This is a genomic window from Polynucleobacter rarus, from assembly GCF_003072505.1.
GTDB lineage: Bacteria > Pseudomonadota > Gammaproteobacteria > Burkholderiales > Burkholderiaceae > Polynucleobacter > Polynucleobacter rarus.
On sequence record NZ_NTGB01000001.1, the window covers coordinates 999,955 to 1,025,160 of the forward strand.

A 25,206-nucleotide genomic window follows, 5' to 3' on the forward strand; every position below is an offset into this window, starting at 1 on the left:
ACCCAAAGAGGAACTTGTCAGACTATTCAAAATTAACTACCACTTCATTTGTTGGAGAATCGAGTAGTTTTTCCATTGCACTCATCACTTGGGGAACTTGAATCGCTTGCATACACACATTGTCAAGACATGGCGTCTTACGATGATTCGCTGCACTCACACAAGGAGAACACGCCAACCCAGCAAAGATAGGAATGGATTTACCTAAGGAGCCATACAGAGCAGGTGTTTCAGGGCCGAATAAAACGATGGTTGCGAGGGGAGTTACTGAGGAAAAATGCCCAGGTCCGGAGTCATTGGTAACCATCAGATCCGCTAGCTGATACAGCGCTGGTAGTTGAGTGAATTTAACCTGACCTGCAAAATTAATGACATTATTGGATTTTGCTGCATTTAGTACATTTTGCGCGTAAGGATGTTCTTCAGGAGAGCCAGTAATTAAAAAGATTGCCTCTGGCCATTTTTGGGCAGCCTGACTAATTAAATCACTGAAACGAGCTGGAGCCCAGCGCCTTTGCGGTAATAAATCACTTGCATTAGGATTAATTAAAATCAGTGGGTTTGGAAAACGCAACTTTAAAGTTTCATTAGCCTTGGATTCGTTAAGACATTGCATAATTTTCTGTCTAACCAAATCCCTCTGCTCGTCACTAACTTCTGCTTGGGCTAAAACGATATCTTCATCTTTTATCAGGATCTTACTAAAAGGAAGCTCTTGAATAGAACTAAATGCAGCATGGACTAGCGACATAAAATTTTTAGAGATGTGGATATGCGGGTTATAGTGCACGGCATGGGTTAGCATCTTGCCACGCCACAATCCTTCGCCATGATAGATATGGTAACCAACGCGACGTCTTGCTAAAGAGCAACCGGTTAAAAGTGCCGTAAAGCGCGAGAACAATTCTAAGTCAATCACCGTATCAATTTTTAATTGATGTATTTGCCACAACACTTTCATGGTACTTCGTATCAGAGGAACAAGGCCACTGGCATCAATGGTTAGAATCTGGTGTTTCGGTACGGTTTTTAATAGCTCAAGACTGACTTGATTACTTTTAAAAATAAGAAAATAGATTTGTGCTCCGCGTTTGATCGTCTCTCTCATTGCGGGATCAACTAAGATGGCACTACCCATTTCTGAAAGTTCTATAAATAGAACTTTTTTTGGACTCGCTGATGGCTGACCTACTAAGTTACGCAACCAGTCAAAAAGAAGGACAAACGGACTTAAAAGGGCGCATAAAGGCACACCAGCAAGGTGATCAATACGCCGCATTGTGTCTACACGAATAGTCATGAAAATATTATCTCAGGTGGAATTTTTTTTTACTACCAATCTTAGCAAACCGGGTAGAAATGTGATTAATGTGATCAAACCGTACAGCAAGGAACTTAAAATAACAAGACTTGTATCTAAATGCCAAAGCCCCAAAATACTTACCAAGGAAGTTTCTCTTAATCCCCAGCCGGAGATACTAATGGGCAATATCATCAAAATGCTAATCGCTGGGATGCCTATCAATAAAGATTCAATTGGTGCATCTACATGACAAGCTTTTAAACATCCCCAATAGGCTGCAAGTGTGAAAAAATGAATCAAGACAGCAATTGGTATTTGAAAAACAACGTTTGGCCAACCCCAAGCGTAAATTGTAGATTGAATACCATTATGAATATCTAATTTATGTAGCGCTTTTTGGATGAGTTGTTTGCTAAAGTCTAGATGAATAAGAAGGGAGATCATGCCAGCTCCCATAATCATTAAGACACATAAAATCCAGCCAGTTGTTCCTAACCAGTCGTTAAAAATATATCCGCCAAGTCCTAAGCCAATAGCCCCTAAGATACTATTGCCAGCGAATCCCAAAGATCGATCCAGAGCGACATTATAAAATGCCAGCTTCAGATTGGGAGATTGGTCAGGTGGCAATAATGGATTTTTATCAGAGTGATTGTGCGCAGAAATAGCTCGGTAACTATCACCACCAAGAGTGGTTGGTAGCCCCTGATTAATTAAACCTCCTGAAAAATACCAGCGTACATATTCAATCAAGGGAGCAATAAAACCACCCGCTTGCATAATTTTCCCCCAACGGAGGCCAGAGGTGGCGTTGCTCAGCCAAAGAAAAAATAGCGTTAAAAGGAGCCATTCAAATTGAATCGTTGGGAGTGCTTTCTCTATATTTTGCCAATCAATTAATGTAAAAGCACGAGCTAAAAGAAGAAGTGAAATTAAAACCCTCATCCAAGAAAAGAGTTTTTGTCTCCAAGTGCTATGAATAGGATTTGTCAAAATGAATAAAAAGATCGTTTAAGTTTTAGTTAATGATAAATGGTTTAAAAGTTACATTTAATTATTCTTTGAATTTGGCACAGATGGTTCGGAAGGAACTTGTTCGGGAGGGGATTCCAACTCAGTACTTGACTTTGTTTCTAGCGGTAAATTAAAGTCAAAATCGTTTCTTTGGGAGACGAACGAACCTTGCCAGTTTTTACATATTAAGAAATCAAATTGAGCAATATCCCGACCAAAATGATGAACTACCATTGAATCCACCTTGTCACAACGCTCAAAACCTGTATCTCCAACGGGGAGGGTAAATGACATTTGCGACCAATTTAACAGTAATGCATCTTTACCAATTGGTAATTTACCGAACCATAAATCAAATTGATCTACTCGCTCATCTAAAATATGGACTGGAAGGGGCTTTGCATACCAGGCCAATCGACTACCTAAAGTCCAATTTTGAACGACTAAATGTTCTATTTGATTTTTTTGTGCCAGAATTTTCATCTTTTCACCAGCCTCAGACCAGCCATACAAATCAGCAATGGGATTGTTTTTTCCAAGTGGGTCTTGCATTGAAACGGAAGGAATTCCTCCCCATAGCAATAATGAAAAACCTAATATGCAAATAGATAACTGAGTAATCAGGAAGAACCTGATCCAAATTCTTTTGCTCATCCCCCAAGCATTCGATAAGCCTATACCGGCAATCGGTGCCAATGCAATCCAAGCCGGACTCGTCCAATGAGGAAGACTAGAACCGCCCCCCGAAAAATATAAAAATAGAAGGAATGGGATGATAAAAAATAGAGTTAGGGGAGAGGGTGTGTTTAGATGTCGACGATAAGTCCAAACAACGCCTAAAATCGGAAGAACTCCAAAACAAACCATTTGATTGAGGAGGAAAACGCCTAATCGTTTAAATTTCCACTCACCACCTGAGCCATGTGCCATCTGATAGGTAAAAGAAATCCACTCATGTTGAATGTTCCAATAAATGATTGGAGATGTGAGTATTGCTGCAATCAAAAGACAAATCCAAAATCCGGGACGACTGAACATCTTCAAACCATTCCAACTGATTAAACAAAATGGAATGGCAAGGGCAAAAAATAAGGATGTATATTTGGCTAGTGCTGCTAGTCCTAGTACACAGCCTAGTAAAATCCAAAGTCCTAAATCACGAGAATATCGTTGAGATAGTTGCAGATGAATTTTGATTGTTAACCACATCATCATTGGCACAATCAGCATTAAAAGAGTATCAGGCAGAAGTCCTACCCCTAATACGTGGAGAATCGGAGAGCTTACTAAGCACAAAGCTGCCCAAAGGGGGGCAGATTTAAAATGCATATCACCTGAGAAGTAAAAAAAAGAATCCAAAATCAGTCTAGTCAGCGACATCGTCATTAGGATACTAAAAAGCCAGATGACTTCAGGGATGAATAGTCGTATAAATCCTACTGAGAACTCGAAGTTGATAGGGAGTGCTTGAATCCAACCAACTAGTGGCGGGTGATCAAAGTAACTCCAATCTAAATGAAGTCCATATAAAGCATAGTGGGCTTCGTCGACAGAAAAATCTAAGTAAAAACCAAAAAAGACATGGATTAAAAAAGATAAAATAATTGCGAAAATGACTAAGCGCTTTCCTTGTAGGCTTAACATGAGGATGGCTCAGAAGAGGATTGTGTGATTTTTGATGCTCTACTAACATCCTCCAAAAAAGCATCTTTTCGGAAGGTTAAAACTAAGGTATCTCGCCAAGTTTGCTCTGGATGAAGTCGATCCATAGGTTGAATAGGTGTTGTTTCGTGTAGTACCTTTAAATCATCGAGGATTAAGAGCGTCCATGATTCATCCAAGGTGAAGCGCTCACCTTGTGGGCCACTGGCAGAAAAAACACGAGACTCCCCACCTTTTACTAAGTGTCGATCTACTAACAATACCGCTACAAAATGGACACCGTCACGATGTGCACCTTCTGGGGTGGGTCTTCCGATACCACTGGCAGTGTCAATTCGAAATTGATGCACTTCTGTGAACCAGCGAAGAGAGTTATTAACTTCCTGATTGGATTGTGATGCCTCAATTTGATCAAATAAATTTGTAAGTGAGTAAAGTAAATTACTTAATGGCTGACTTGTAAGAAAATCTACTGAGCACTCTGTAAACCATCTTTGCATGCCACCATGAAGGGCATTGTAGGATAAGGGTTGGAAATGGGGTCGATATGGTACCAACTCAATTTTATTTTCAGAAACAATGACACTAGCGTGTTTACGCTGACGATATTTACCGCCATCTTTTAAATATTGATCCGGCTCTAGAGATGACCATTCAGTTTTTAAATTTTCCCATTGGGCTTCAAGCGTTCCAGTAAACGAAAAAAAATCCTGGTTTTGCAATAGTGCAAAGCCTCTTTGAAAGAGGGTATTGCGTAACTCTACTAAGGGAGTAAATGGGGGTTTAAAAGAGGTCATGCTTAAAATAATTCAGGAATTTTTGATATTAAAAGTGTTTTAAGTGTTGATCGAAATGTAATCGTATCCAGTTCAACGGTTAGCAAAATTCTTAGTGAACTACTGAGAACGATCATTGGAGCGATACCGAGAACCAAATACCGAGAACCAAACTGATCACAGTCAAGAACCAACTCACCAACGTTTAAACATTCAATCATATCAGTTTTTGTTGATTAAAGATGGATTTTAAAGCATTGCTAGTTCAACGTTTTAGGGGAATTCCTTGACGCTAAATTTCTCTTTGCCCAGTAAAAGACTCGATAAGCGAGAAGTACACCAATAATTCCAAGGTAGATTTTTACAGTAAATAAGTTGTTTTTAGCGGCTTTATGAATCCAATAATGAAGTGGGGCTAATAGAGCGATCAGGTAAATCAATTGATGCAGTTTTTTCCAATTCCTGCCTAACAGCTTTTGCATCGAGTTGGTTGACGTAATAGCTAGTGGAATTAATAAAATGAAGGCTAATAAGCCAATCGTAATATAGGTGCGTTTGTAAAAGTCTGGAATAATTTCTGAAAACTCTAGTTGATGATCCAGCACTAGCCAAGTCAGAAAATGCAGAAGTGCATAGGCAAAACACGCTAAACCCAAGGGTCTGCGGTAACTGATGAAGTGGTTAAAGTTAGTAACTTTTCTGAGTGGAGAAACCGCAAGGGTACAACATAAAAAAACAAGAGCCCATGTGCCTGTATAGCGCGTAATAAATTCAATCGGATTAGCAGTTAACGCGTTATCAAAGCCAAGCCATAAAAGTCTGATGAATGGAAACAAACAGAAGACAAGAATCGCCTGATACCCATACTGTTTAGAAATATTTTTTAAGGTCCATTCCAGCATACAAAGATCCTACTTGGTCAGCATAACCATTGAGCATTAATGTTTTACGCTTTGGGCCGAAAAATCCTTTGTCATCGCCAATTCTTCTCTCACTTGCCTGAGACCAGCGGGGATGGTCAACTTCTGGGTTCACATTTGAATAAAAGCCGTACTCACCGGGGTTAGCAAGCCACCAGCTGTTGGCTGGTTGTTTTTCGACAAGACGAATTTTGACGATCGATTTTGCACTCTTAAAACCATACTTCCAAGGTACTACCAATCTTACCGGTGCGCCATTTTGCTTCGGTAGGACTTCCCCGTACAAACCGAGTGTCAGAAGTGTCAATGGGTGCATGGCTTCGTCTAATCTGAGGCCTTCAACATAGGGCCAACTTAGAACTTGACTGCCAAGACCAGGCATTTGTTTTTTATCAGCTAGTGAAACAAATTCTACAAATTTAGCAGATCCCTGTGGCTCGACTTGTTTAATCAAATTAGATAATGAATAGCCAACCCATGGAATGACCATCGACCAGCCCTCGACACAGCGCATCCGGTAAATACGCTCCTCCATTGGCGCTAGTTTTAATAAGTCGGCTAAATCAAACACTCTAGGTTTATTTACAAGGCCCTCGATACTAATTTTCCAAGGCGTTGTTTGAAAGTTTTTGACATTTTGTTTCGGATCACTTTTATCCATCCCAAATTCATAAAAGTTGTTATAACTCGTAACGTCCTCATAACTAGTCTTTTTCTCAAGGACGGATAAAGCCACGTTAGGGGTGCTATTGAGTTTGTTTGCAACACTTTGCGCAACAGCATCCCTCGTGAACCACTCCCCCATTGAGGCACTTAAAGTACTCGCTGCAGCGACCTTCATCAAGTTACGACGATTTTCAAAAAAATGCTGAGGGGTAATTTCACTCGGTAAAATTAGGGAAGAATTTGATTTTTTTGTCATATCAATAAGACCTTTTGCTATCAAAAAACACGAGTTGAATATTAAGAAGTTGGGTTCTATTCTTCAATCTTAACATTCGTTTTAAACTAACGTTATATTCAATTCACATTTAATATATTTGACAAATACTTACCTACCCTAAATAAAAAAACTATGAGCCTACTTTTTACTGAATTTAAACTTCCGGCACCGAACGGTGGTATTACCTTGGCCAACAGAACTGTGGTTGCACCAATGTGCCAGTACTCATCAATTGATGGATTAGCAAATGATTGGCATCTTTTTCACTGGGCAAACCTCTTAAACAGCGGGGCCTCAGCCCTTATCATAGAGGCTACTGGTGTGACGGCAGATGGCAGAATTACGCCACACTGTTTAGGTTTATATAACGACGCTTGCGAAGCCGCATTGACAGACCATTTGCAGCGGGCTCGGGCATTAGCACCAGCGGTTAAAGTGGGTATTCAGTTATGCCATGCTGGTAGAAAAGCATCCAGTGCTGCCCCTTGGGAAGGTGGAGCATTAATCGAACCAAGTCAACCAAATGGTTGGCAAACTAAAGCTCCTTCTGCGATTCCTCAAAACCTAGGCGAGGTATTACCGCTTGCACTTGATCAAGCTGGCCTTGACGAAATTAAAGCAGCTTTTGTGCAAGCCGCCATTCGAGCGCAAAGAGTGGGCGTTGATTTTATTGAGCTACATGGTGCACATGGTTATTTAATTCATCAATTTTTATCACCAGTTGCTAATCAACGAACTGATGAATATGGTGGCTCTTCTGCCAATAGAATGCGTTTTCCGCTGGAGATTTTTGCGGCGATTCGTGAAGTTTATAAAGGAGTTCTCGGGATACGTTTATCAGCCAGTGACTGGGTCGCTGATGGTTGGACCCCTGAAGAAACTGTGGTTTTAAGTAATGCGCTCAAAGCCTACGATGTTTCTTATATTCACGTTTCTAGTGGCGGAGTCTCCTCGGCCCAAAAAATAGCGATTAAACCGGGATATCAGGTTGATTTTGCTAAAAAAATTAAAGAGGAAACAGGTTTACCAACCATTGCCGTTGGACTGATTACTGACCCTACTCAAGCCCAAGAGATTTTAGAGCGTGGTGAGGCGGATTTAGTTGCTCTAGCTAGAGCATTTTTGTATAAACCTCGCTGGGTTTGGGAGGCGGCCACCGAACTTGGTGGTCAAGTTGAGGCAGCTCCGCAATACTGGAGATGTTTACCGAGAGAGCATCAAAATGTTTTTAAGACCCTAAAAATAGGACAGCGCTAAACTTTTAAGGGATATTTTGTATCCTAGTGCAATTTTCTTAGCAATGTCATGAAATCTCTATTAAGATAAGGATTGAAAGAGGTTTTCTTAAGAAAATTAATTGAGGTTGAACGTGCTCCATATTTTGAAGCTAGACGTTGGTGGTATTCCTCAGAGTTGGATTAACGCTGAGGAAGCTACCAAACACTATGCAGAAGGAAGTATTGCTTGGACTTTAGGTAAACCCGTTGCGGTGATGAGGGGAGGGATTTCCCGACTTTCAGGAAAACAGTCGGTAATAGAACTACACTCTATCATCGCTACCAAAGGTAGTTCTAGAATTAACCTCTTTGAAGTCATTCCTTCTATCACTAAAGCAAAACTCTATAAACGTGATCAAGGCCTATGTGCTTATTGCGCTAGTTTGATTAACGAGAGTGAAGCAGAAGCGGAACACATTACACCCTCTTCAAAAGGAGGCTGCTACTCTTGGATGAATTTGGTAATTTCATGCCGAGCGTGTAATCAGAAAAAGGGTAATCGTTCCCCTGAAAATGCTGGTATGTCCTTGATGTATGCACCTTACATTCCAAGTCTTTATGAAGACATGATTCTCAAAGGAAGAAATATTCTTGCGGATCAAATGGAATTTTTAGCAGCCAATTTGCCTAAAAATAGTCGACTTCTTCAAAACTATACTGCCACAAACTTTCTATCAGAATCTAGCTCAGAAGTCTTTGCCACTGATTTTCAGTAGGAACTTTTACCCATTTTTTCAGCTATGATTTTTTAATCGGCTGATGTTCAACGAGTTCGTTTAAGTATTTGTGCATTGAGTTGCCTTCTTGTTCTAAGAAGTTTTGGACAGCATTTGCAAATCTGTCATCAACCAAATAGTGCATCGAATACAGGTTCACTGGCAATAATCCCCGATGAATTTTATGTTCACCTTGTGCGCCACCCTCAAAAATACTGATTTTTTCACGAATGCAAAATTCAATCGATTGATAATAAGCTGTTTCAAAGTGAAGATTGCTGACATACTCAGTACTACCCCAATACCTACCGTAAACGCGTTCATTAGGACTTCTATTTCTAAAGAGTAGGGAGCTGGCGATACGACGGTTCTCTTTGATCGCAAAAATGACATGAATATATTCAGCCATCGTTTTACCAATTATTTCAAAGAAAGATCGCGTCAAATATGGAGCATTACCGTGATTGATGTAATTCGAAGCATAAAAAGTATAAAAATCATCCCAGTCACTTGCCTGCATGGAAGAACCAGGCATATGCTCAAAGAGAATGCCAGCCTCCTCAACGCTTTGCCTTTCCCGGAGGATGTTATTACGCCTCTTTTTATTGAGGGTATATAAAAATTCGTGAAAATCAGATAGTTTCTCTGATGGTCTTTCGAGTGAGTGATTTTGCCAATGAAACTGAATTGACTCTCTTCGTAGAAAGTTGAATTTCTTGAGCAGTTCTTCCGAAGCGCTACAAGGAAAGAGCATGTGCATGGAAGAAATATTCTGTTCCTTGATCCATTGAACACAGGTCGCGATTAAAATTTCTTGGGCTTCTTGGTGATCGCCAACAACACGAGATCCGCTTACTGGGGTAAACGGAATCGCGCTCAGTAACTTAGGATAATATTGCAGTCCATTTTGTTGATATGCATTGGCCCACGCCCAATCAAAAACAAACTCACCGTAGGAATGCTTTTTTAAATAAGCTGGCATGGCACAAAGTAATTCATCATTGTCGCGACGCCTTACTGCGAAATGACAAGGTTGCCAACCAGTTGAGACAGAAACACTGCCACTCAGCTCCATGGCCTCCAAATATTCATGACGAATAAAAGGGGAGGCATCTGGATCGGTAATTAACTGATTCCACTCAGCTGCGGGAATATGACTAATGCTCTCGAGTATTTCAGTGTAAAACAAAGAATCAGTCAATTTATATTAATGACTTTCTGGAGAAACACCAGTAGCAATTAGAAATCTTGAAACCATGTTGTAGGTGGCAACGACCGCAACCATCTCTACTGTTTCTTGGTTTCCAAGCGTTTTTTGTAAACGTTCCATCACTTCTACAGGTACTTCAATATGCCGAGTCATAGCAACTGTAAGAGCTATAACATCAAGTTCAGTTGCATCAAATAAACTAGCATTAAATGCATCAGTATCAATTTTTCTAATTTCATCTACTTGTGCCTGAGTACCACCGGCTTTTAAAAGTTCTGGAGCATGGTGAATAAACTCATATTCAGCGCGGTTGAGAATAGCGACTCCGCACATCCCAATTTCTTTGTACTTATCGTCGAGGGTAAGATTCTCACGAATTTCTTTTAAATGGGCATTCCAACCTCTAATTAATGCCGGACTGTTCAGTAGCATTCTGTCTAAATTCAGCAGAGTACCTCCACGACGAGCACGCACAGCGTCGACAATTTCTTTTGGCTCTTTAAGATCGATTGGTAAATAAGGAATAATTTGTTTTGTCATAGTAATTATTAAAAAAGGTTGTCTGAGTAAATGTTTTTTTGCTATAAAGATGATTCTAAACCTTTTTAAATTGCTCTGAAGATGAATGAAACCCCAAATGATTTAATCGTTCGAAAAGGAGAGGTGATTTGTCATCCAAACGATCTAGCAAATCATAGCGCAATACGTTTTCAGGTACGTTGCTCTGACATTCAATCATTTCCAGGCATGAATGCAGATCCTGAGGACTACTTACCTGCATTTGTTCTACGGAAGAATCAATTGGTGGTTGCTTATCTAAATCGTTGTGCACATTTGCCGATGGAAATGGATTGGAATCCTGCACAGTTTTTAGATGAAGATTTGAACTATATCGTTTGTGCAACTCATTATGCTGTCTATGAGATCAAGACGGGTCTTTCTGTAAGAGGACCGTGCCCAAAGGGGGCAAGCTTGATTCCTCTAGCAATTCATATTACTGAAAATGAAATTATTTTTACTGGTAGTGAAAGTGAGTAATTCTTCTTTACTTACCAATGGTTTACTCAATCTCAGGATTTTGTTCAGCACCATCTAAAGCTTTTAAAATTTGAAATAACTCTCTAAAGGCTTTGGGTGGTTTGTTTTCCGCTTTTTCTTTTCTAGCATTGCGAATGAGGGTTCGTAAGTTTTGCAAATCCAACCCAGGGTGATCCTGTATCAATTGTGTGAGCCTAGCGTCATTGTTCAGTAAATCTTCCCGTAATCGTTCGAGATGATGAAACTTTGCAATTTCTACTTTGTTGACTCCTTTAATCGCCTCTAGGCGGGCTTCTATAGCAGCAATTTCTGCATCATCTAAAGCCCTCATTAATTTTCCTAAAAAAAGTTTATGGCGTTTAATGGCTCCAAAAGTTCTAATTTTTTCAGTTTCTAAAAGCTTTTCTTTTAGACGTTCTTCAACCGGCAGTGATTTAATCTGATCACTACTTAATTCTGAAAGTGTCTTGGCTAAGTCTTGCCTAGCCAACATTTGACGTTTAATTTCTGACTTACTTGGCCCATCGTATTCATCATCGAAGTCGTCTGACATGCCGTTTTGACTATTTTGCATCTAAAAGTTCTCTCTTAACGTTCTCTATTTCTGAGCTCAGGAAGAGCATGATACGCTAATCTGTGAAGCCCATTCAGGGGGTAACTTTGCAAATTCAGAAAATTCTAACTGTTCATCGTATGGCTTTTGCAAACACTCATGCAGTTGATGCACTAAACCAAAATCCCCATTCTCTGCATTTTCAATTGCTTTTTGAGCAAGATATTGACGTAAGATGTATTTTGGATTATGCCTTCTCATCTGCGCTGCAATGACTTTGGCTTTTTCACTTGGGATCATCGCAAGGTATTTCTGAAGCCAAAGATCTACACCTAGTTGATCTAAAAATAAATCTTTAATTACCGAAATGGCAGCGATTGATGCCGTATCAACCACATCACAAAGTGATCTAAAGAAGAACGTGTAATCAACCCTATTATGATCTAAAAGTAAAACCAATTCTTCGACTAAGGCATTTTCTGATTGTGTCAGACCAAGTTTTAAACGCATTTCTTCTTGATAGAAGTGCTCATATTGATGGGGAAATTGAAACAGTAATTCTTTTAATTGCTCTACTTTTGCATCAATCAATGCTTCATCTTGACCGGGCGCTATCAATGGTAATAATGCTTCTGCTAAACGAACTAAGTTCCAATGAAAAACATTGGGTTGATTCAGATAGGAGTATCTTCCAGCGCTATCACTATGATTACAAATGTACTTTAAGTCGGTAGCATCGATAAAGCTGAACGGACCGTAATCAAGGGTTAAACCGAGGATAGACATATTGTCTGTATTTAAAACACCATGACAAAATCCTACAGCTTGCCATTTCGCTACTAATGCAGCATTTTTAGCAATAACCTCTTCTAGTAAGGCCAAATAGGGCTCTTCGGAATCCTGGAGGTGAGAGTAGTGATTTTCAATCACGAAATCAGCTAAGCTTTTTAAATCTTCATACTGTTGATTCGAAGCAAAATGTTCAAAGTGGCCAAAACGAATAAAGGAGGGTGCTACCCGAGTTACTACCGCTGCTGTTTCAACTTTTTCTCGAACAACCGGAGCACTGGAGTGGGTCAAAGCGAGTGCACGAGTGGTTGGGATGCTAAGTCCGGCCATTGCCTCAGAACATAAAAACTCTCGGATCGAAGATCTTAAAACAGCTCTACCATCACCCATTCTCGAATAGGGTGTTTTCCCAGCGCCTTTGAGCTGAATTTCATAAGATTCATCACCATTCTGAACCGTTCCAAGATGAATCGCACGACCATCACCTAGTTGACCTGCCCAAACGCCAAACTGATGTCCTGAGTAGACCGTTGCATAAGCTGGACGATTTTCCAAATGAGCATTACCAGTCAGTACTTCTAAATTGTGTTGATCCAATTCCCAGCCTGATGAAAGGCCAATACTTTTTGCAACCGATTGAGAAACAACTCCCCCAAGACAGTCTGGTAACGGAGTCGGCTTTAGAGGGGTAAAGAAGGCACTCCCTAAATTTAAAAAGCCTTCTTGCCATGCCAGTGAATCAATAGATTTAGTCATGCATTATTCAACTTTACCAATTTTTTTAACAATGTCAGACATTTTCTTAGCATCAGCATCCCAATATTTCTGAAACTCTGGAGCGTCCAGATATTGAATCGGTGAACCAGCACCCTCTAGAATCGTTTTGACTTTTTCATCATTGACTGCGGCTTTAGAAGCTAGGCGAAGTTTTTCAACGATTGGAGCAGGAGTATCTTTAGGGACAAATAAACCAGACCACTGCGCAAATTCAATTTTTTCGCCTAACTCCTTCAAACTGGGGACTTCTGGCAAACTTGCCAGACGACCATCGCCCCAATGTGCTAATGCTCTGACTTTACCAGCTTTGATTTGTTGGATTATTGAAGCAGGTCCAGTAGCAATGGCATCTACCTGTCCACCCAATAAGGCCACAATGGCAGGACCGGCACCTGTATAAGGAATATGGGCCATTTCAAACTGATCGTTTAACTTAATCATTTCCATAGGAATATGCATCGTCCCATAGTTACCAGATGATCCAAAATTATATTTACCTGGATTTTTTTTCATACCAGCTACGAACTCGGCATAACTTTTCCATGGGCTATCCGCTTTTACTACTAGTACAGTTGGATCAGCAGTAAATCTGGCAATCGGAGCAAATTGATTCGTACGGTAAGAAACTTCTTTACCTAAAATTTTATCTGCTTCTGGAATAATCGAAATCGAGGAGAGAGTCATTAAAATTGTGTAACCATCAGGCTTTGCTTTGGAAGCAGCGGCCATTCCAACTCCACCGCCGGCACCTGCTCTATTTTCAATAATTACAGGTTCGCCAAGTTGACGACTCAAGGCTTCTGCAATTGGTCTTCCAACCGTGTCAGCAACTCCGCCTGGTGGAAAAGGTACAATCATGGTGATAGGGCGACTTGGCCATTTATCTTGTGCTTGAGCATTACCTGAGTGCATAGATGGTAAGGATATTAACAAACCTAAAAATGCTAATTGAAAAAATGCCAAAGCTTTTTTGTTGAAGAATGGTGTTCTCATAAATAGTCTCCCTAATAAATTAACTCTTACGGTACTGCTATTGTAATTCTTTCGAATAATTAAAGAAGTTCCTGCGAGGCTTTGAGGAGGTTTTAAAAAATGTATATTCCTAAGGTGTTATCCATTGCAGGTTCAGATAGTGGTGGAGGGGCTGGAATTCAAGCTGATTTAAAAACAGCAACTGCCCTTGGTTGTTTTGGAATGACGGTAATTACCGCAGTGACAGCCCAAAATACATTAGGCGTAGATCAAATCGCCCAACTATCAGAATCGATGATCTCTGCCCAATTTAATGCTATCGTGCAGGATTTTCAGATCGATGCTGTAAAAATTGGCATGCTGGGAAGTAGCAATACAGTTCAATTATTAAGTGAGTTATTAGGCAGAAATAGACAAAATATCGTATTTGATCCAGTCATGGTAGCTACTTCTGGAGCATTATTGGCTGAGGATCAAATTCAACATTCCATGGCGAATTTATTATTTCCGATTAGTCGACTGATTACCCCTAATTTAAATGAAGCACAAACATTTTTAAACGCTAGCTCGATTGAATCTAGCCAAATGGTTGAAGCGGCAAATGCGCTTTTAAAAATGGGTGCGAATGCGGTTTTATTAAAAGGCGGACATTTATCGCAGGAGCAGTTAAAAGATGTCCTAGTTGAAAAAAATGGCCAACATATCGAAGTAACAGAGTTTCATCACCCCCGAATTTCCACGAAAAATACCCATGGCACTGGTTGCACCTTGTCTAGTGCTATTGCTTGTGGTTTAGCTCAAAACCTGTCATTAAAAATGGCGGTGAACAGAGGGATTGACTATACCCAAGGAGCTATCTTAGCGGCTAGTCACATTCCCGAAAAGCAATTAGGCAATGGGCATGGAGCTTTATGGCATGCATTCCAACAGTTTCCCACACATTAATCATTCATTTGAAATTCTAAAATCCTAGCTTGAAGTTGATCAATCGCAAGCTGATAATCGGGTGCGTTAATGACTGACCTCACCATTGCAACAGAACCCACCTGACACTTTAAAACAGCTTCTAGATTCGTTTCATCAACACCTCCGATCCCGACTAATGGGTAGGACTGTATTAGCTTGGTGTAAAAGGCCAAGCGTGCCAATCCCTGAGGCGCTGTCGGCATGATTTTTAAAGTGGTTGGGAAAATAGCTCCTAGGGCAATATAGCTAGGGGATATTTGATCGGCTCGTTGCATTTCTGCAATTCCATGCGTACTAATTCCCAAACGAAGCTGATTTGATTTGATTAAATCAAAGTCGGCGGTATCGATATCTTCCTGGCCTAAATGGACCCCATAAGCACCGTATTCAATAGCCAGTTCCCAAAAATCGTTAATAAAAAGCTGGCAATTAAATTGCTGAGCAATTTGAATCGCTTTTTTTACTTCTTGTCGAATTGCTTCTTTGTCATCGGATTTAAAGCGCAATTGTACTGTTTTTACGCCCGCAATTAAGAGTTTTTCAATCCAATCGGCAGTAGGTGCAACCACATAAAGGCCTAAATTTTTTGGACAACTAGGGAATGAGGTTTTAGGATTAGTTCCTTTTATATTAAATAATTTAGGATCACTTGGCCAATCTAAAAGGTCAAATTGCTCAATTGACGGATTGTTATTTTGCCAAGCTTTGGCAATAGCTTCTGCATCGATTTCAATAAAGCCTAGTTCATAACAAGCTTCTTTTACTAGTTGATAAACAAGATTTGAATCCGAAAAATGTAACTGAGTAAGATGATCACGTTGATCAATTTTTAGAGGAAGATATCGATCAATTAACTTATCTCGAAGTGATTGATATTGAGTGGGGAGTTGTGAATTTAACTTTGATGCCAAAATGGAATTCCTAAATTAGGCGTACTCGCTTGAGCTTGTTCATGTTCTAGCATAGCGCCAGCTAAAAAGGCTTCTCTACCTGCTTTTACAGCACCGGCAAAAGCATTTGCCATTTTGATGGGGTTATGTGCCAGAGCGACGGCAGTATTGAGAAGAACGCCGTCATAACCCCACTCGAGGACCATCGTCGCATGCGAGGGTAATCCAAGACCAGCGTCAATAATCATTGGCACTGAAATTCGTTCGCGAAGAAGCTTTAAAGCATAGGGGTTAATAGGACCTTTACCTGTACCAATTGGGGCTGCCCACGGCATGATTGCCTGACATCCAACATCGACAAGTCCCTGACAGAGAATCAAGTCGTCAGTGCAGTATGGTAGGACTTTAAAACCATCTTTAATGAGTCGCTCCGCCGTGGCAACCAAGTGCAAGGTATCTGGCTGCAGAGTATAGTCATCACCAATCAGTTCAAGCTTGATCCAGTCTGTCTCAAAAACTTCTCTTGCCATGTGGGCAACTTGAATCACTTCTTCAGGGCGATGACATCCCGCAGTATTCGGTAATATCGGAACATTGAGTTTTTTTAAGATTTCCCAAAAACCACTAGAGATTTGCTCTGGATTGGCGCCTTGTCTTCTTAAAGAAGCGGTCACCATAGCAGGCTTACTTTCTTGAATACAACTTTCTAAGACAGCCGGAGAAGGATACCTAGAGGTACCAAGAAGCAATCTAGATGGAAATTGATGTCCATATAACTCTAAACAATCATTTTGATCAGCATTCATCTTTTATCCCCCTGTAACCGGCGAAATGACTTCAATTTTGTCACCGTCTTGAACTTGTGTTTCAAGGTAGGCACTTTTGGGTATGAAAGTACCATTTTTAGCGATGCCGAAAGGGGACTTTGGAGTAATCTCAGAGATCAACTCTTGAAGATGTTTTGCTGAAGTTTGAAAAGGTTCAAGATTAATGATGACTTGCATAGGGAAGGGCCGATTCAATAGAAAATTGTTGCGCTAGCGTAGACTGATTTTTAAAAATCATTTCCATCGCAGCATCGAGGATTGCTGGAGAAATCATAAAACCATGGCGGTATAAGCCATTGATGGTAAAAATACGTTCATTGATTTTGGCAATAATGGGAGCATTATTCGGAAGGCTTGGGCGACATTGGGCATTCATTTCTAAAATACGTCCCTCAGCAAAGCCGCTATGGAGCGAGAAGGCAGCGCTGAGAAGTTCAAGAGCAGAACGAACACTTACTTCAGAGTTATCCTCAGATTCAATTTCAGTAGCCCCAATCACGAACATTTGTTTATCTTTGGGAGCTATATAAATTGGATAGCGGGGATGTAACAAGCGAATAGGGCGTTTAAGATTTACCTCTGGAGCAAAGACTCGGATCACTTCGCCCCTGACACCCCGCAGAGTTTCTAAGGATTTTTTTGCACCTAAACCTCGACAATCAATTAATTTGAAGTAACTAGTATCCTTAAAATCATTTATCTCCTTGGGGCTTTCCCAATAAAATTGAACACCAAGACGGACTGCATCCTCGAGTAAAGCATCTAGTAATTCTCGGTTATCAAGTTGCCCCTCATTGGGCAAATACAAAGCCTCACGAAAACGATGATCAATTTCACCTTCTATTTGGTTAAGCTTGGCACGATCCAACTTTTCATACAGAAACTCACTTGGAAAAGATGCTTGCGTTTTGGTGAGTTGGGACTGAAAGTGTTTTCCAAGAGACTGATCATGGCTATGCCAAACTATCAAACTACCATTTTGTTGAAAAAAGACAGGCTTAGACAATGACTTAATCATGTCAGGCCATCTTTTTAAACCATAGATTCCCATTTCAATAATGTTGTTTTCTGTAGCCACAGATTCGGCTAAAGGGGCTAACATGGCTGCTGCTGTATATGCAGCTGATCCCTTCACCGATGATGCACCTTGATCATAAACTGTGACTTGGTAGCCTTCCTTTACACATGAGAGGGCTAAAAGTCTACCAATTAGCCCTGCACCGAGAATGATGATAGGTTCTTTAGACACTAGGATGCAATAAAGTGATAAGGGATAAACAGAGAATAATGAGAATAGTTATTGGTAAATTTGGCTACCTTTTTTTCGGAACTCGATCGATTTCTCCTGCATACCTTGTACTGGATTTTTGTCAAGTTTGCTGGCATAGTCACGCACTTCTTGAGTGATCTTCATTGAGCAAAATTTGGGTCCACACATTGAACAGAAGTGAGCAATCTTTGCACCATCTGCCGGAAGTGTTGCATCATGATAATCTCTAGCTCGTTCTGGATCTAAACCAATATTAAATTGATCTTCCCATCTAAATTCAAAACGTGCTTTTGATAAAGCGTTATCTCTTAATTGAGCCCCAGGAAGGCCTTTTGCTAAATCAGCACCGTGAGCGGCAATTTTATAAGTGATAATACCCACTCGAACATCTTCTTTATCTGGTAAACCCAAGTGTTCCTTCGGTGTAACGTAACACAACATCGCCGTGCCATACCAACCAATTTGAGCGGCGCCAATACCACTAGTAATGTGGTCATAGCCTGGTGCAATATCAGTAATTAGTGGTCCTAAGGTATAAAAAGGCGCCTCTAAACAATGGTCTAACTCTTCCGTCATGTTTTCTTCAATTCTTTGCATCGGTACATGGCCAGGGCCTTCAATCATGACTTGAACGTCATGTTGCCAAGCAATTTTCGTGAGTTCACCTAAGGTGTGTAGTTCTCCAAACTGTGCTGCATCATTTGAGTCAGCTATGCAACCAGGACGAAGACCATCACCAAGGCTAAAAGATACATCATAGGCTTTCATGATTTCGCAAATTTCATTGAAATGTGTATATAGGAAATTCTCTTGATGGTGAGCGAGACACCATTTAGCCATGATTGATCCGCCACGCGAGACGATACCAGTCAATCGGTCAGCGGTTAGTGGCACGTAACGCAGAAGTACACCTGCGTGAATCGTAAAATAATCAACACCTTGTTCAGCTTGTTCAATCAAAGTATCTCTAAAAATTTCCCAAGTTAAATTTTCAGCAATTCCGCCTACTTTGTCCAATGCCTGATAAATAGGTACCGTACCAATTGGGACTGGAGAGTTACGAATAATCCACTCTCTAGTTTCATGAATATGCTCACCGGTTGATAAGTCCATGATTGTGTCAGCACCCCAACGAATTGACCAAATCATTTTTTCAACTTCTTCGTTAATCGATGATGTAACTGCAGAGTTACCTAAATTACCATTGATTTTTACACGGAAATTACGGCCAATAATCATTGGTTCTAATTCAGGGTGATTGATATTTGCAGGAATAATTGCCCGGCCAGCAGCAATTTCTTGGCGAACGAACTCTGGTGTTACTTCTTCTGGAAGATTAGCGCCTCGCGATGTTCCTGGGTGTTGTTTTAGTAGTTTTTGATAAGCGGGGTTTTGTTTTAGTTCTTTTAAGCCCATTGATTCACGTAAAGCAACATATTCCATTTCAGGAGTAATAATGCCTTGCTTTGCATAATACATTTGAGAGACATTTTTGTTTTGAAGAGCTACGCGTGGTGGTGCAATATGTTCGAATCTTAAGTGTGCTGTTGCAGGATCTTGAGCTCTTGCAATACCGTAAGTCGAGGTCGGTCCTGTTAGTAACTCAGTATCATTGCGCTCCGCAATCCACTGTTCTCTTAATTTTGGTAAGCCACGTCCTAAATGAATAAATACATCAGGATCGCTATAAGGACCTGAGGTGTCGTAAACAGGAATTGGTGGATTTTCTAAAAATGACCCATCCGCTGTTTTGGTTGGTGTTTGTTCAATTAATCGGTAGGGTGCTTTAATATCAGGACGACTACCAATTAGAAATGACTTTGAAGATGCCGGGTAAGCAAATTTTTGTCCTAGCTCTTTTTCAAGGTTGTCAATTGTAAGAGCGTCTTTAGATTTATCTTTTATTGCATTATTCACAGTTCATCTCCATTGAGGTCAGTTAGGAATGAACAGCGATACTATTACAGAAAACTCCCCACGCAAGCATTACCAAGATCGGGTTAAGGGTATCTCTCAGCCAATCGAGTTTTTCGATAGCACCCCTGTTTCATTCAGTTACTAATTTAACATATTTACTCGAACAAAGAGTAGATTGTCATTAAGTTAAATTATTTAACCGGCGGGGTAGATCGGTATTTCCCTTGCATCTCGTACATCCAGCCTGGGTATTCAACAGGTAGGGCACTGACTTCGTTGAGGCGAGATATTTCCTCAGGGCTTAAGATTAACTCTGATGCTAGCAAGTTATCATTTAACTGTTCAATCCGCTTTGCCCCAATAATCACACTAGTTACCTCTTGTTTTGAAAGTAACCAAGCAAGCGCAACTCTGGCAACTGAGACGCCGTGGTTTTGAGCAATAGGTTCCATGGCATCAATACAGGCATAAGCACGCTCGCGTTGAATAGGAGGAAAATCAAAATCATTTCTTCTAGAATTAGCCGGCAGAGGACTATTATTTTTAAACTTCCCTGATAAAAATCCACCAGCTAGAGGACTCCAGACAAGAAGCCCTAATTTTTGATCATGCAATAAAGGAAATATTTCACGTTCAACATCACGACCAGCAATCGTGTAATAGGACTGGGTACTAATTACTTCTGAATAGTTCTTTTCTCTAGAGATAGCCAGGGCCTTCATAATGTGCCAAGCGGACATATTACAAAGTCCAATGTAACGAATTTTCCCCATACGAACCAAGTCATGTAAGGCGCCAAGAGATTCTTCCAGAGGCGTAAGAGGGTCAAAGCCATGTAATTGATATAAATCAATATGGTCAAGTTGAAGTCTTTTTAATGAGGCGTTGACTTCGTTAAAAATGTGATGACGAGACTGACCGCGGCCATTGGGTGTCTCGTTCATAGGGCCAGTTGATTTAGTTGCGACGATGAGTTGATCTCGTGGAATCCCTGTATCTTTAATTGCTTGACCTAATAAACTCTCTGATTCACCAAATGAGTAAACATTTGCAGTATCGATAAAGTTTACCCCTTGATCAAACGCTGTCTTGACGATCTGGTTTACATCAGCCTGACCTAAGCCACCCATGACTGACCAAAAACCTTGATTACCAAAAGTCATTGTTCCTAAGCATATTTCGGAAACGTATAAACCTGTAGGACCGAGTAGTCTGTATTTCATTAAGAAACTCCTGATTTGATTGTTTTAATATGTATTATTTAATAGATTACTATATTGGTCAGTTTGGAAATTTTTCGCATATTCAATAAATTCTAGAGCCGGTATTGGCTTGCTAAATAGATATCCTTGAAATTGATTGCAATCCAATGATCTTAGTAAATTAAATTGTCCTTCTGTTTCAACTCCTTCAGCAGTCACCACTAATCCTAAAGACTGACCAAGTGAAATAATTGTTCTTGCAATTGCAGTGTCATGTTTATTGGTAGGTAATTCTTGGACAAAGGATTGGTCAATTTTTAATTCATCTAAGCTTAATCTTTTTAAGTAATTGAGTGTGGAGAATCCAGTACCAAAGTCATCTAACGCAATTTTGATGCCAAATGACTTCAAAACTTTTAATTTCTTCTCTAGATCTTCGAAATCTGAAACCATAATGGACTCAGTTAGTTCTAAATTTAGTTTTTCAGCACTAGGTCCGTACATTTCAATTGGATCAAAAACCGAGGCAAGGAAGTCGGGTGAACTAAATTGACTTGTGCTGACATTAACAGACATGACTAGATGTTTCATGACATCAATTTCAGACCATGTTTTTAGATAAAACGCAGCTTTTTGTAAAACCCAATTACCTAGTTCCCTAATCAATGCATTTTGTTCCGCGATGGGTATAAATACGCCTGGGGGAATAGTACCCATCTCCGGAGTATTCCAGCGCATTAAGGCTTCTGCCCCTATTAATTGCAGTGAAACATTAAATTGTGGTTGAAAAAATAATTCAAATTCATCATTAGCAATCGCCAGTTTTAAGCGATCAGCAATTGCGGCGCGATCGACCACGATTTGTTGCATGTCACTATTAAAAATAGTGAAGTTGTTTTTACCGGTTGCTTTTGCTTGATACATCGCAATATCTGCTTGTCGAAGGATATCATCCGGCTTTGTTGGACTTTTACCAAAAATGGTTATCCCAATACTCGCACTGGTTCGGTAGCTAGAGTCTTGAAGGTAGAATTCTTCACTTAAGACTTTATTTATTTTTTTTGCTATGAACTCTGCATTAGCTGAAACTTCGGTAATATTTGTTCCTATGTTTGACAGTAACACCACAAATTCATCACCACCAAGTCTTGCTACAGTGTCATCCTCGCGAGTAGATTTTTTTAATCTTTTAGAGACTTGTATTAAAAGATTATCTCCACGGTCATGCCCAAAAGTATCATTCAATTCTTTAAAATTATCTAAGTCGATCAACATCAAAGCATAGTAACTGGGATTTCGCTGAGTGGATTGAATAGTGCTCGTTAATCGATCGTTGAAATATTGTCGATTCGCTAGCCCCGTAAGCCCATCAAAATAAGCTAATTTTTTGATATTCTCTAGAGCTAATTTACTACTTGTAATATCTTTTTGTACGCTAACCCAATGAGTATAAATACCTGCCTCATCTTTGATTGGCGAGATTGTTAAGTCTCCCCAATAAGAATCACCATTTGCTTTATAGTTCAGGATTTCAACACGGATTGACTCAAAATTAACTAGGCTTTTACTAATCCTTGATATTTCCAATTTGGATGTTTTTTCCCCTTGGAGAAATCTCGGATTCTTACCGATTATTTCGTTTGCTTTGTAACCAGTTAGTATCTCAAAGCTTTCATTGACATATAAGATTTTATGATTTTGAGCATTTATGTCTCCTACATCTGTAATCATTACCATATCACTCACTTGCGAGAGCGAAGATTCGAGTAATAATACTTTTTGATCAAGTTGCTTCGCCTCTGTAATATCTTGGATACTACCTACAAATTGCGCTTGATCTAGGTTGTCTTCATCCACCCAGAAACCGGATATCTTAATCCATTCAAATTGTTTTGGGGTCCCAATAATTGACCGACAGTTAAGAACAAAGTGCTCTTTAGAGGATTTGGAGTCAACTACTAATTTGGATAACTTAAAAGCATCCTCAGTTGAGAGTAAGGAGATTAATTTTTTAAAACTATTACTAATCTCCTTAGAGGCAAATGCAAGAAATTCTTCAATCATTTCCGAAGATTCAGTCAATAAGAAATCCTGATTAAATTTAAAGTACCCAATTCTTGCAATTCTCTGGGACATTAAGAGTTTCACTGAGTTTTTTTCCAGTGCATGCTCAATATCACTTCTTCTGACAAAACTCATTGCGATTTGCTTAACCTCATAGGTATCAAAAGGTTTCTTTAATATTAGGAATCGATCATTTGTGGGCAAAGAAGAATTGATATCGTCCCAAGAAATATCAGAGTGTGCAGTACATAAAACAATATTTAGATTAGGCTGAACTTTCCATATTTCTTGAATAGTTTTAAGACCACTCCAACCATTGGGCATACGCATATCAATAAAGCTCATTAAATAAGGATTGTTCTCATTTAAAGCTTTTTTTACTAAATCTAAACCTAGTTGACCGTTAATTGCAAAATCAACTTTATATTTGATATTTGATAAATTGGTTTTTGATTCCCCAAACAGATTTAAGATAAGTTGATCTAACTGTACGCTATTTTCAGAACTCGAAACTAATACTTTATTAAAGTCCTCATAAATCATTTCATTGTCATCAACAACAAGAACTCTATATATTTTTTCTGGGTTTAAGAGGGTATTATTCATTTAATAATGCTTGTATTTTGTGGGAGTGTTAATGTAAATTCCGCACCAAGATTCACTCCAAGGCTATGTACCTCAAGTTTGCCACCCATTTCTTGTGCAGCGAGGGCACTAGAGTGAAGACCATAGCCATGGCCTGTCGGTTTTGTCGTGAATCCATAGGTAAATATTTTATCTAGAAGTTCTTGGTTAATTCCTGTGCCATTATCACTTACTTTGACAATGATTTGATTTTCGTTTATTTCAGAACTAATCGTAATTTTTTTATCAGTCCTATCACTAAATAACAAAGCCTCGCTTGCATTTAAGATTAAGTTGAGAATGATTTGAGAAAGCTTCACCCGATCGCCCACCCAGTTAATTTTTGTTTCATAATCCAGAAATAGTTGAATACCTGTTTTCATGAGTCCGGGTGATGTAATCAATAATGTGCTGTCAATTACTTCGCTCAATATATATTGCTCTTGAACACCTAACTCTGCTTCACCATCAAAATCTTTTAATTTATATCGACTAATGATTTCATTAATGTGCTGAATCGATTCGATTACATTATTAGCCTCTTTGGTAATAACCCCATTGTTTTTTTGCCATTGCAAGGTCATTTCATTGATGAAATCTGGGATTTGTTTACCTTTCTCCTCGTTGGTTAGAAATTCGGGTAGATTTCCCTTATTTTGTTGGATTAACTCATTTAGCTTGGGCAGATTTTTGATAGGTGTATCTTTTAATTTCTCTCTTAATAGACCCATTGAGATATTTAAACTGTTTAAAACATTACCGACATTGTGTAACATACTATTAACTACTTCTAATTTCCCTGCTCGGCGCGAGATTGAGGCGATGTTTGAATTAATCCGAAGTAGTTCTTGTTGTGCAAGTTTTCTTTCTGAGATTTCATTGGTGAGTTCATTCGTTCGATACTTCACTCTAATTTCAAGTTCTTCCTTGGCTTTGAAAAGTTCTTTTTCAATCGCTTTCCTGGTAATTAACTCTTCTTGAAGATTTTTTTGTGCTTTTGAAATTTGTACCACAGCTAATCCAACAAGAATGACACCACTCCCTGTTAATCCCCAAATCCACCATAAGGAATTAACCCAAGATTTTAAATAAATATCTTTATTAGCTGTAACCGTTACATAAAAGGGAAACTTTTCTAATTTTCTTACACCAACGAACCTTTCTTCGATAGCATTATTCTCAGTAAACCTTGGACTTTTTACAATCATGTTACCAAATGGTATTCCTAGGTCTAAAATATGTTTAGCTCCTCCCTCAAGATTGGCTTTTCCAATCAAATTTTCTCTAAATGGATATCGTGTCATTAACTTGTGGTCGCTTTTGTATAGACCAAAAGCAATTTTAGAATTGAAGTTGTTAGCTAAAATCTCATAGTATTCCGAAAACACCTTCGAAGAAATACCAACTAAAACAACTCCCAAAAATTGATCATTTTTATCATTGATTCGTTTTACTTGATAAAAAACCCAATTACCAGTTCCTCGATTCTGAACAGG

General features: G+C 39.5%; 24 protein-coding genes and 1 riboswitch. Of the genes, 4 read left to right on the forward strand and 20 right to left on the reverse strand.

Annotation, left to right across the window (positions count from 1 at the left end; translation table 11 throughout):
* Positions 1–22 precede the first annotated feature (22 nt).
* The 7 genes from AOC35_RS04670 to msrP are packed head-to-tail and all read right to left on the reverse strand — an operon-like array spanning position 23 to position 6,597.
* The gene (locus tag AOC35_RS04670; protein ID WP_211307473.1) at positions 23–1,300 is read right to left on the reverse strand and encodes a glycosyltransferase family 9 protein; all 1,278 of its coding nucleotides are present in this window, start codon (positions 1,298–1,300) and stop codon (positions 23–25) included.
* Between the two features lie 12 nt (positions 1,301–1,312).
* The gene (locus AOC35_RS04675; RefSeq protein WP_159077482.1) at positions 1,313–2,296 is read right to left on the reverse strand and encodes a lysylphosphatidylglycerol synthase transmembrane domain-containing protein; all 984 of its coding nucleotides are present in this window, start codon (positions 2,294–2,296) and stop codon (positions 1,313–1,315) included.
* Positions 2,297–2,353: 57 nt separating this feature from the next.
* Positions 2,354–3,961, reverse strand: coding sequence for an ArnT family glycosyltransferase (locus AOC35_RS04680; RefSeq protein ID WP_108645994.1), 1,608 nt, complete (start codon positions 3,959–3,961; stop codon positions 2,354–2,356).
* A complete protein-coding gene (locus AOC35_RS04685; RefSeq protein WP_108645995.1) occupies positions 3,955–4,776 on the reverse strand; it encodes a 2OG-Fe dioxygenase family protein in 822 nt (273 codons plus the stop codon). The genes AOC35_RS04680 and AOC35_RS04685 overlap by 7 nt, the downstream gene beginning before the upstream one ends.
* Positions 4,777–4,778: 2 nt before the next feature.
* Positions 4,779–4,976 (reverse strand): hypothetical protein, encoded by a 198-nt coding sequence (locus AOC35_RS04690; RefSeq protein WP_108645996.1) that lies wholly within the window; start codon positions 4,974–4,976, stop codon positions 4,779–4,781.
* Between the two features lie 39 nt (positions 4,977–5,015).
* On the reverse strand, positions 5,016–5,657 hold the full coding sequence (locus AOC35_RS04695) for a protein-methionine-sulfoxide reductase heme-binding subunit MsrQ (protein WP_108645997.1): 642 nt from the start codon (positions 5,655–5,657) through the stop codon (positions 5,016–5,018).
* Positions 5,626–6,597 carry a protein-methionine-sulfoxide reductase catalytic subunit MsrP gene (gene msrP, locus AOC35_RS04700; RefSeq protein WP_108645998.1) on the reverse strand — a complete coding sequence of 324 codons (972 nt, stop codon included), beginning with the start codon at positions 6,595–6,597 and terminating at the stop codon, positions 5,626–5,628. The genes AOC35_RS04695 and msrP overlap by 32 nt, the downstream gene beginning before the upstream one ends.
* A gap of 153 nt (positions 6,598–6,750) precedes the next feature.
* On the opposite strand from msrP, the gene AOC35_RS04705 reads away from it, so the two are divergent.
* Together AOC35_RS04705 and AOC35_RS04710 are read left to right on the forward strand one after the other, a co-directional pair.
* Positions 6,751–7,875 carry an NADH:flavin oxidoreductase/NADH oxidase gene (locus tag AOC35_RS04705; protein ID WP_108645999.1) on the forward strand — a complete coding sequence of 375 codons (1,125 nt, stop codon included), beginning with the start codon at positions 6,751–6,753 and terminating at the stop codon, positions 7,873–7,875.
* A gap of 112 nt (positions 7,876–7,987) precedes the next feature.
* Entirely contained in the window at positions 7,988–8,611 is a 624-nt protein-coding gene (locus tag AOC35_RS04710; protein WP_108646000.1) for an HNH endonuclease, read from the forward strand.
* Positions 8,612–8,633: 22 nt separating this feature from the next.
* Here AOC35_RS04710 and AOC35_RS04715 read toward each other — a convergent pair whose 3' ends face one another.
* Positions 8,634–9,800: a GNAT family N-acetyltransferase gene (locus AOC35_RS04715; RefSeq protein ID WP_159077483.1), complete on the reverse strand. Its 1,167-nt coding sequence runs from the start codon at positions 9,798–9,800 to the stop codon at positions 8,634–8,636.
* An 18-nt stretch (positions 9,801–9,818) separates the two neighbouring features.
* Positions 9,819–10,361, reverse strand: coding sequence for a carboxymuconolactone decarboxylase family protein (locus AOC35_RS04720; protein WP_108646002.1), 543 nt, complete (start codon positions 10,359–10,361; stop codon positions 9,819–9,821).
* 81 nt (positions 10,362–10,442) lie between these two features.
* Between AOC35_RS04720 and AOC35_RS04725 the strand changes: the two genes are divergently transcribed.
* Positions 10,443–10,859 carry a Rieske (2Fe-2S) protein gene (locus AOC35_RS04725; protein ID WP_108646003.1) on the forward strand — a complete coding sequence of 139 codons (417 nt, stop codon included), beginning with the start codon at positions 10,443–10,445 and terminating at the stop codon, positions 10,857–10,859.
* 22 nt (positions 10,860–10,881) lie between these two features.
* On the opposite strand, the gene yjgA is transcribed toward AOC35_RS04725, so the two are convergent.
* From yjgA to AOC35_RS04740, 3 genes are read right to left on the reverse strand one after another with little or no spacing between them, the layout of a single operon-like run.
* Positions 10,882–11,433: a ribosome biogenesis factor YjgA gene (gene yjgA / locus AOC35_RS04730; RefSeq protein ID WP_108646004.1), complete on the reverse strand. Its 552-nt coding sequence runs from the start codon at positions 11,431–11,433 to the stop codon at positions 10,882–10,884.
* A 36-nt stretch (positions 11,434–11,469) separates the two neighbouring features.
* Positions 11,470–12,957 carry a protein adenylyltransferase SelO gene (locus tag AOC35_RS04735; RefSeq protein WP_108646005.1) on the reverse strand — a complete coding sequence of 496 codons (1,488 nt, stop codon included), beginning with the start codon at positions 12,955–12,957 and terminating at the stop codon, positions 11,470–11,472.
* A 3-nt stretch (positions 12,958–12,960) separates the two neighbouring features.
* Positions 12,961–13,971: a tripartite tricarboxylate transporter substrate binding protein gene (locus AOC35_RS04740; RefSeq protein WP_245898428.1), complete on the reverse strand. Its 1,011-nt coding sequence runs from the start codon at positions 13,969–13,971 to the stop codon at positions 12,961–12,963.
* 99 nt (positions 13,972–14,070) lie between these two features.
* Between AOC35_RS04740 and thiD the strand changes: the two genes are divergently transcribed.
* Complete coding sequence (gene thiD / locus AOC35_RS04745; protein WP_108646006.1) at positions 14,071–14,895, forward strand: bifunctional hydroxymethylpyrimidine kinase/phosphomethylpyrimidine kinase; 825 nt, start codon at positions 14,071–14,073, stop codon at positions 14,893–14,895.
* Here the strand turns inward: thiD and thiE are convergent.
* The 8 genes from thiE to AOC35_RS04785 all read right to left on the reverse strand — a co-directional run bounded on the left by thiE (position 14,892) and on the right by AOC35_RS04785 (position 25,131).
* Positions 14,892–15,827, reverse strand: a complete 936-nt coding sequence (gene thiE / locus AOC35_RS04750; RefSeq protein WP_211307474.1) for a thiamine phosphate synthase — start codon at positions 15,825–15,827, stop codon at positions 14,892–14,894. The genes thiD and thiE overlap by 4 nt on opposite strands.
* Positions 15,812–16,612, reverse strand: a complete 801-nt coding sequence (locus tag AOC35_RS04755) for a thiazole synthase (protein WP_108646007.1) — start codon at positions 16,610–16,612, stop codon at positions 15,812–15,814. Before AOC35_RS04755 ends, thiE begins: the two co-directional genes overlap by 16 nt.
* A 3-nt stretch (positions 16,613–16,615) precedes the next feature.
* Positions 16,616–16,810 carry a sulfur carrier protein ThiS gene (thiS, locus tag AOC35_RS04760; protein WP_108646008.1) on the reverse strand — a complete coding sequence of 65 codons (195 nt, stop codon included), beginning with the start codon at positions 16,808–16,810 and terminating at the stop codon, positions 16,616–16,618.
* Entirely contained in the window at positions 16,794–17,882 is a 1,089-nt protein-coding gene (locus AOC35_RS04765) for an FAD-dependent oxidoreductase (RefSeq protein ID WP_108646009.1), read from the reverse strand. Before AOC35_RS04765 ends, thiS begins: the two co-directional genes overlap by 17 nt.
* Before the next feature lie 48 nt (positions 17,883–17,930).
* Complete coding sequence (gene thiC, locus AOC35_RS04770; RefSeq protein ID WP_108648722.1) at positions 17,931–19,808, reverse strand: phosphomethylpyrimidine synthase ThiC; 1,878 nt, start codon at positions 19,806–19,808, stop codon at positions 17,931–17,933.
* Between the two features lie 50 nt (positions 19,809–19,858).
* Positions 19,859–19,957, reverse strand: a riboswitch (TPP riboswitch).
* 54 nt (positions 19,958–20,011) lie between these two features.
* The gene (locus AOC35_RS04775; RefSeq protein ID WP_108646010.1) at positions 20,012–21,043 is read right to left on the reverse strand and encodes an aldo/keto reductase; all 1,032 of its coding nucleotides are present in this window, start codon (positions 21,041–21,043) and stop codon (positions 20,012–20,014) included.
* 24 nt (positions 21,044–21,067) lie between these two features.
* Positions 21,068–23,692, reverse strand: a complete 2,625-nt coding sequence (locus AOC35_RS04780; RefSeq protein ID WP_108646011.1) for an EAL domain-containing protein — start codon at positions 23,690–23,692, stop codon at positions 21,068–21,070.
* Positions 23,689–25,131, reverse strand: coding sequence for an ATP-binding protein (locus AOC35_RS04785; RefSeq protein ID WP_211307475.1), 1,443 nt, complete (start codon positions 25,129–25,131; stop codon positions 23,689–23,691). The genes AOC35_RS04780 and AOC35_RS04785 overlap by 4 nt, the downstream gene beginning before the upstream one ends.
* Positions 25,132–25,206 lie beyond the last annotated feature (75 nt).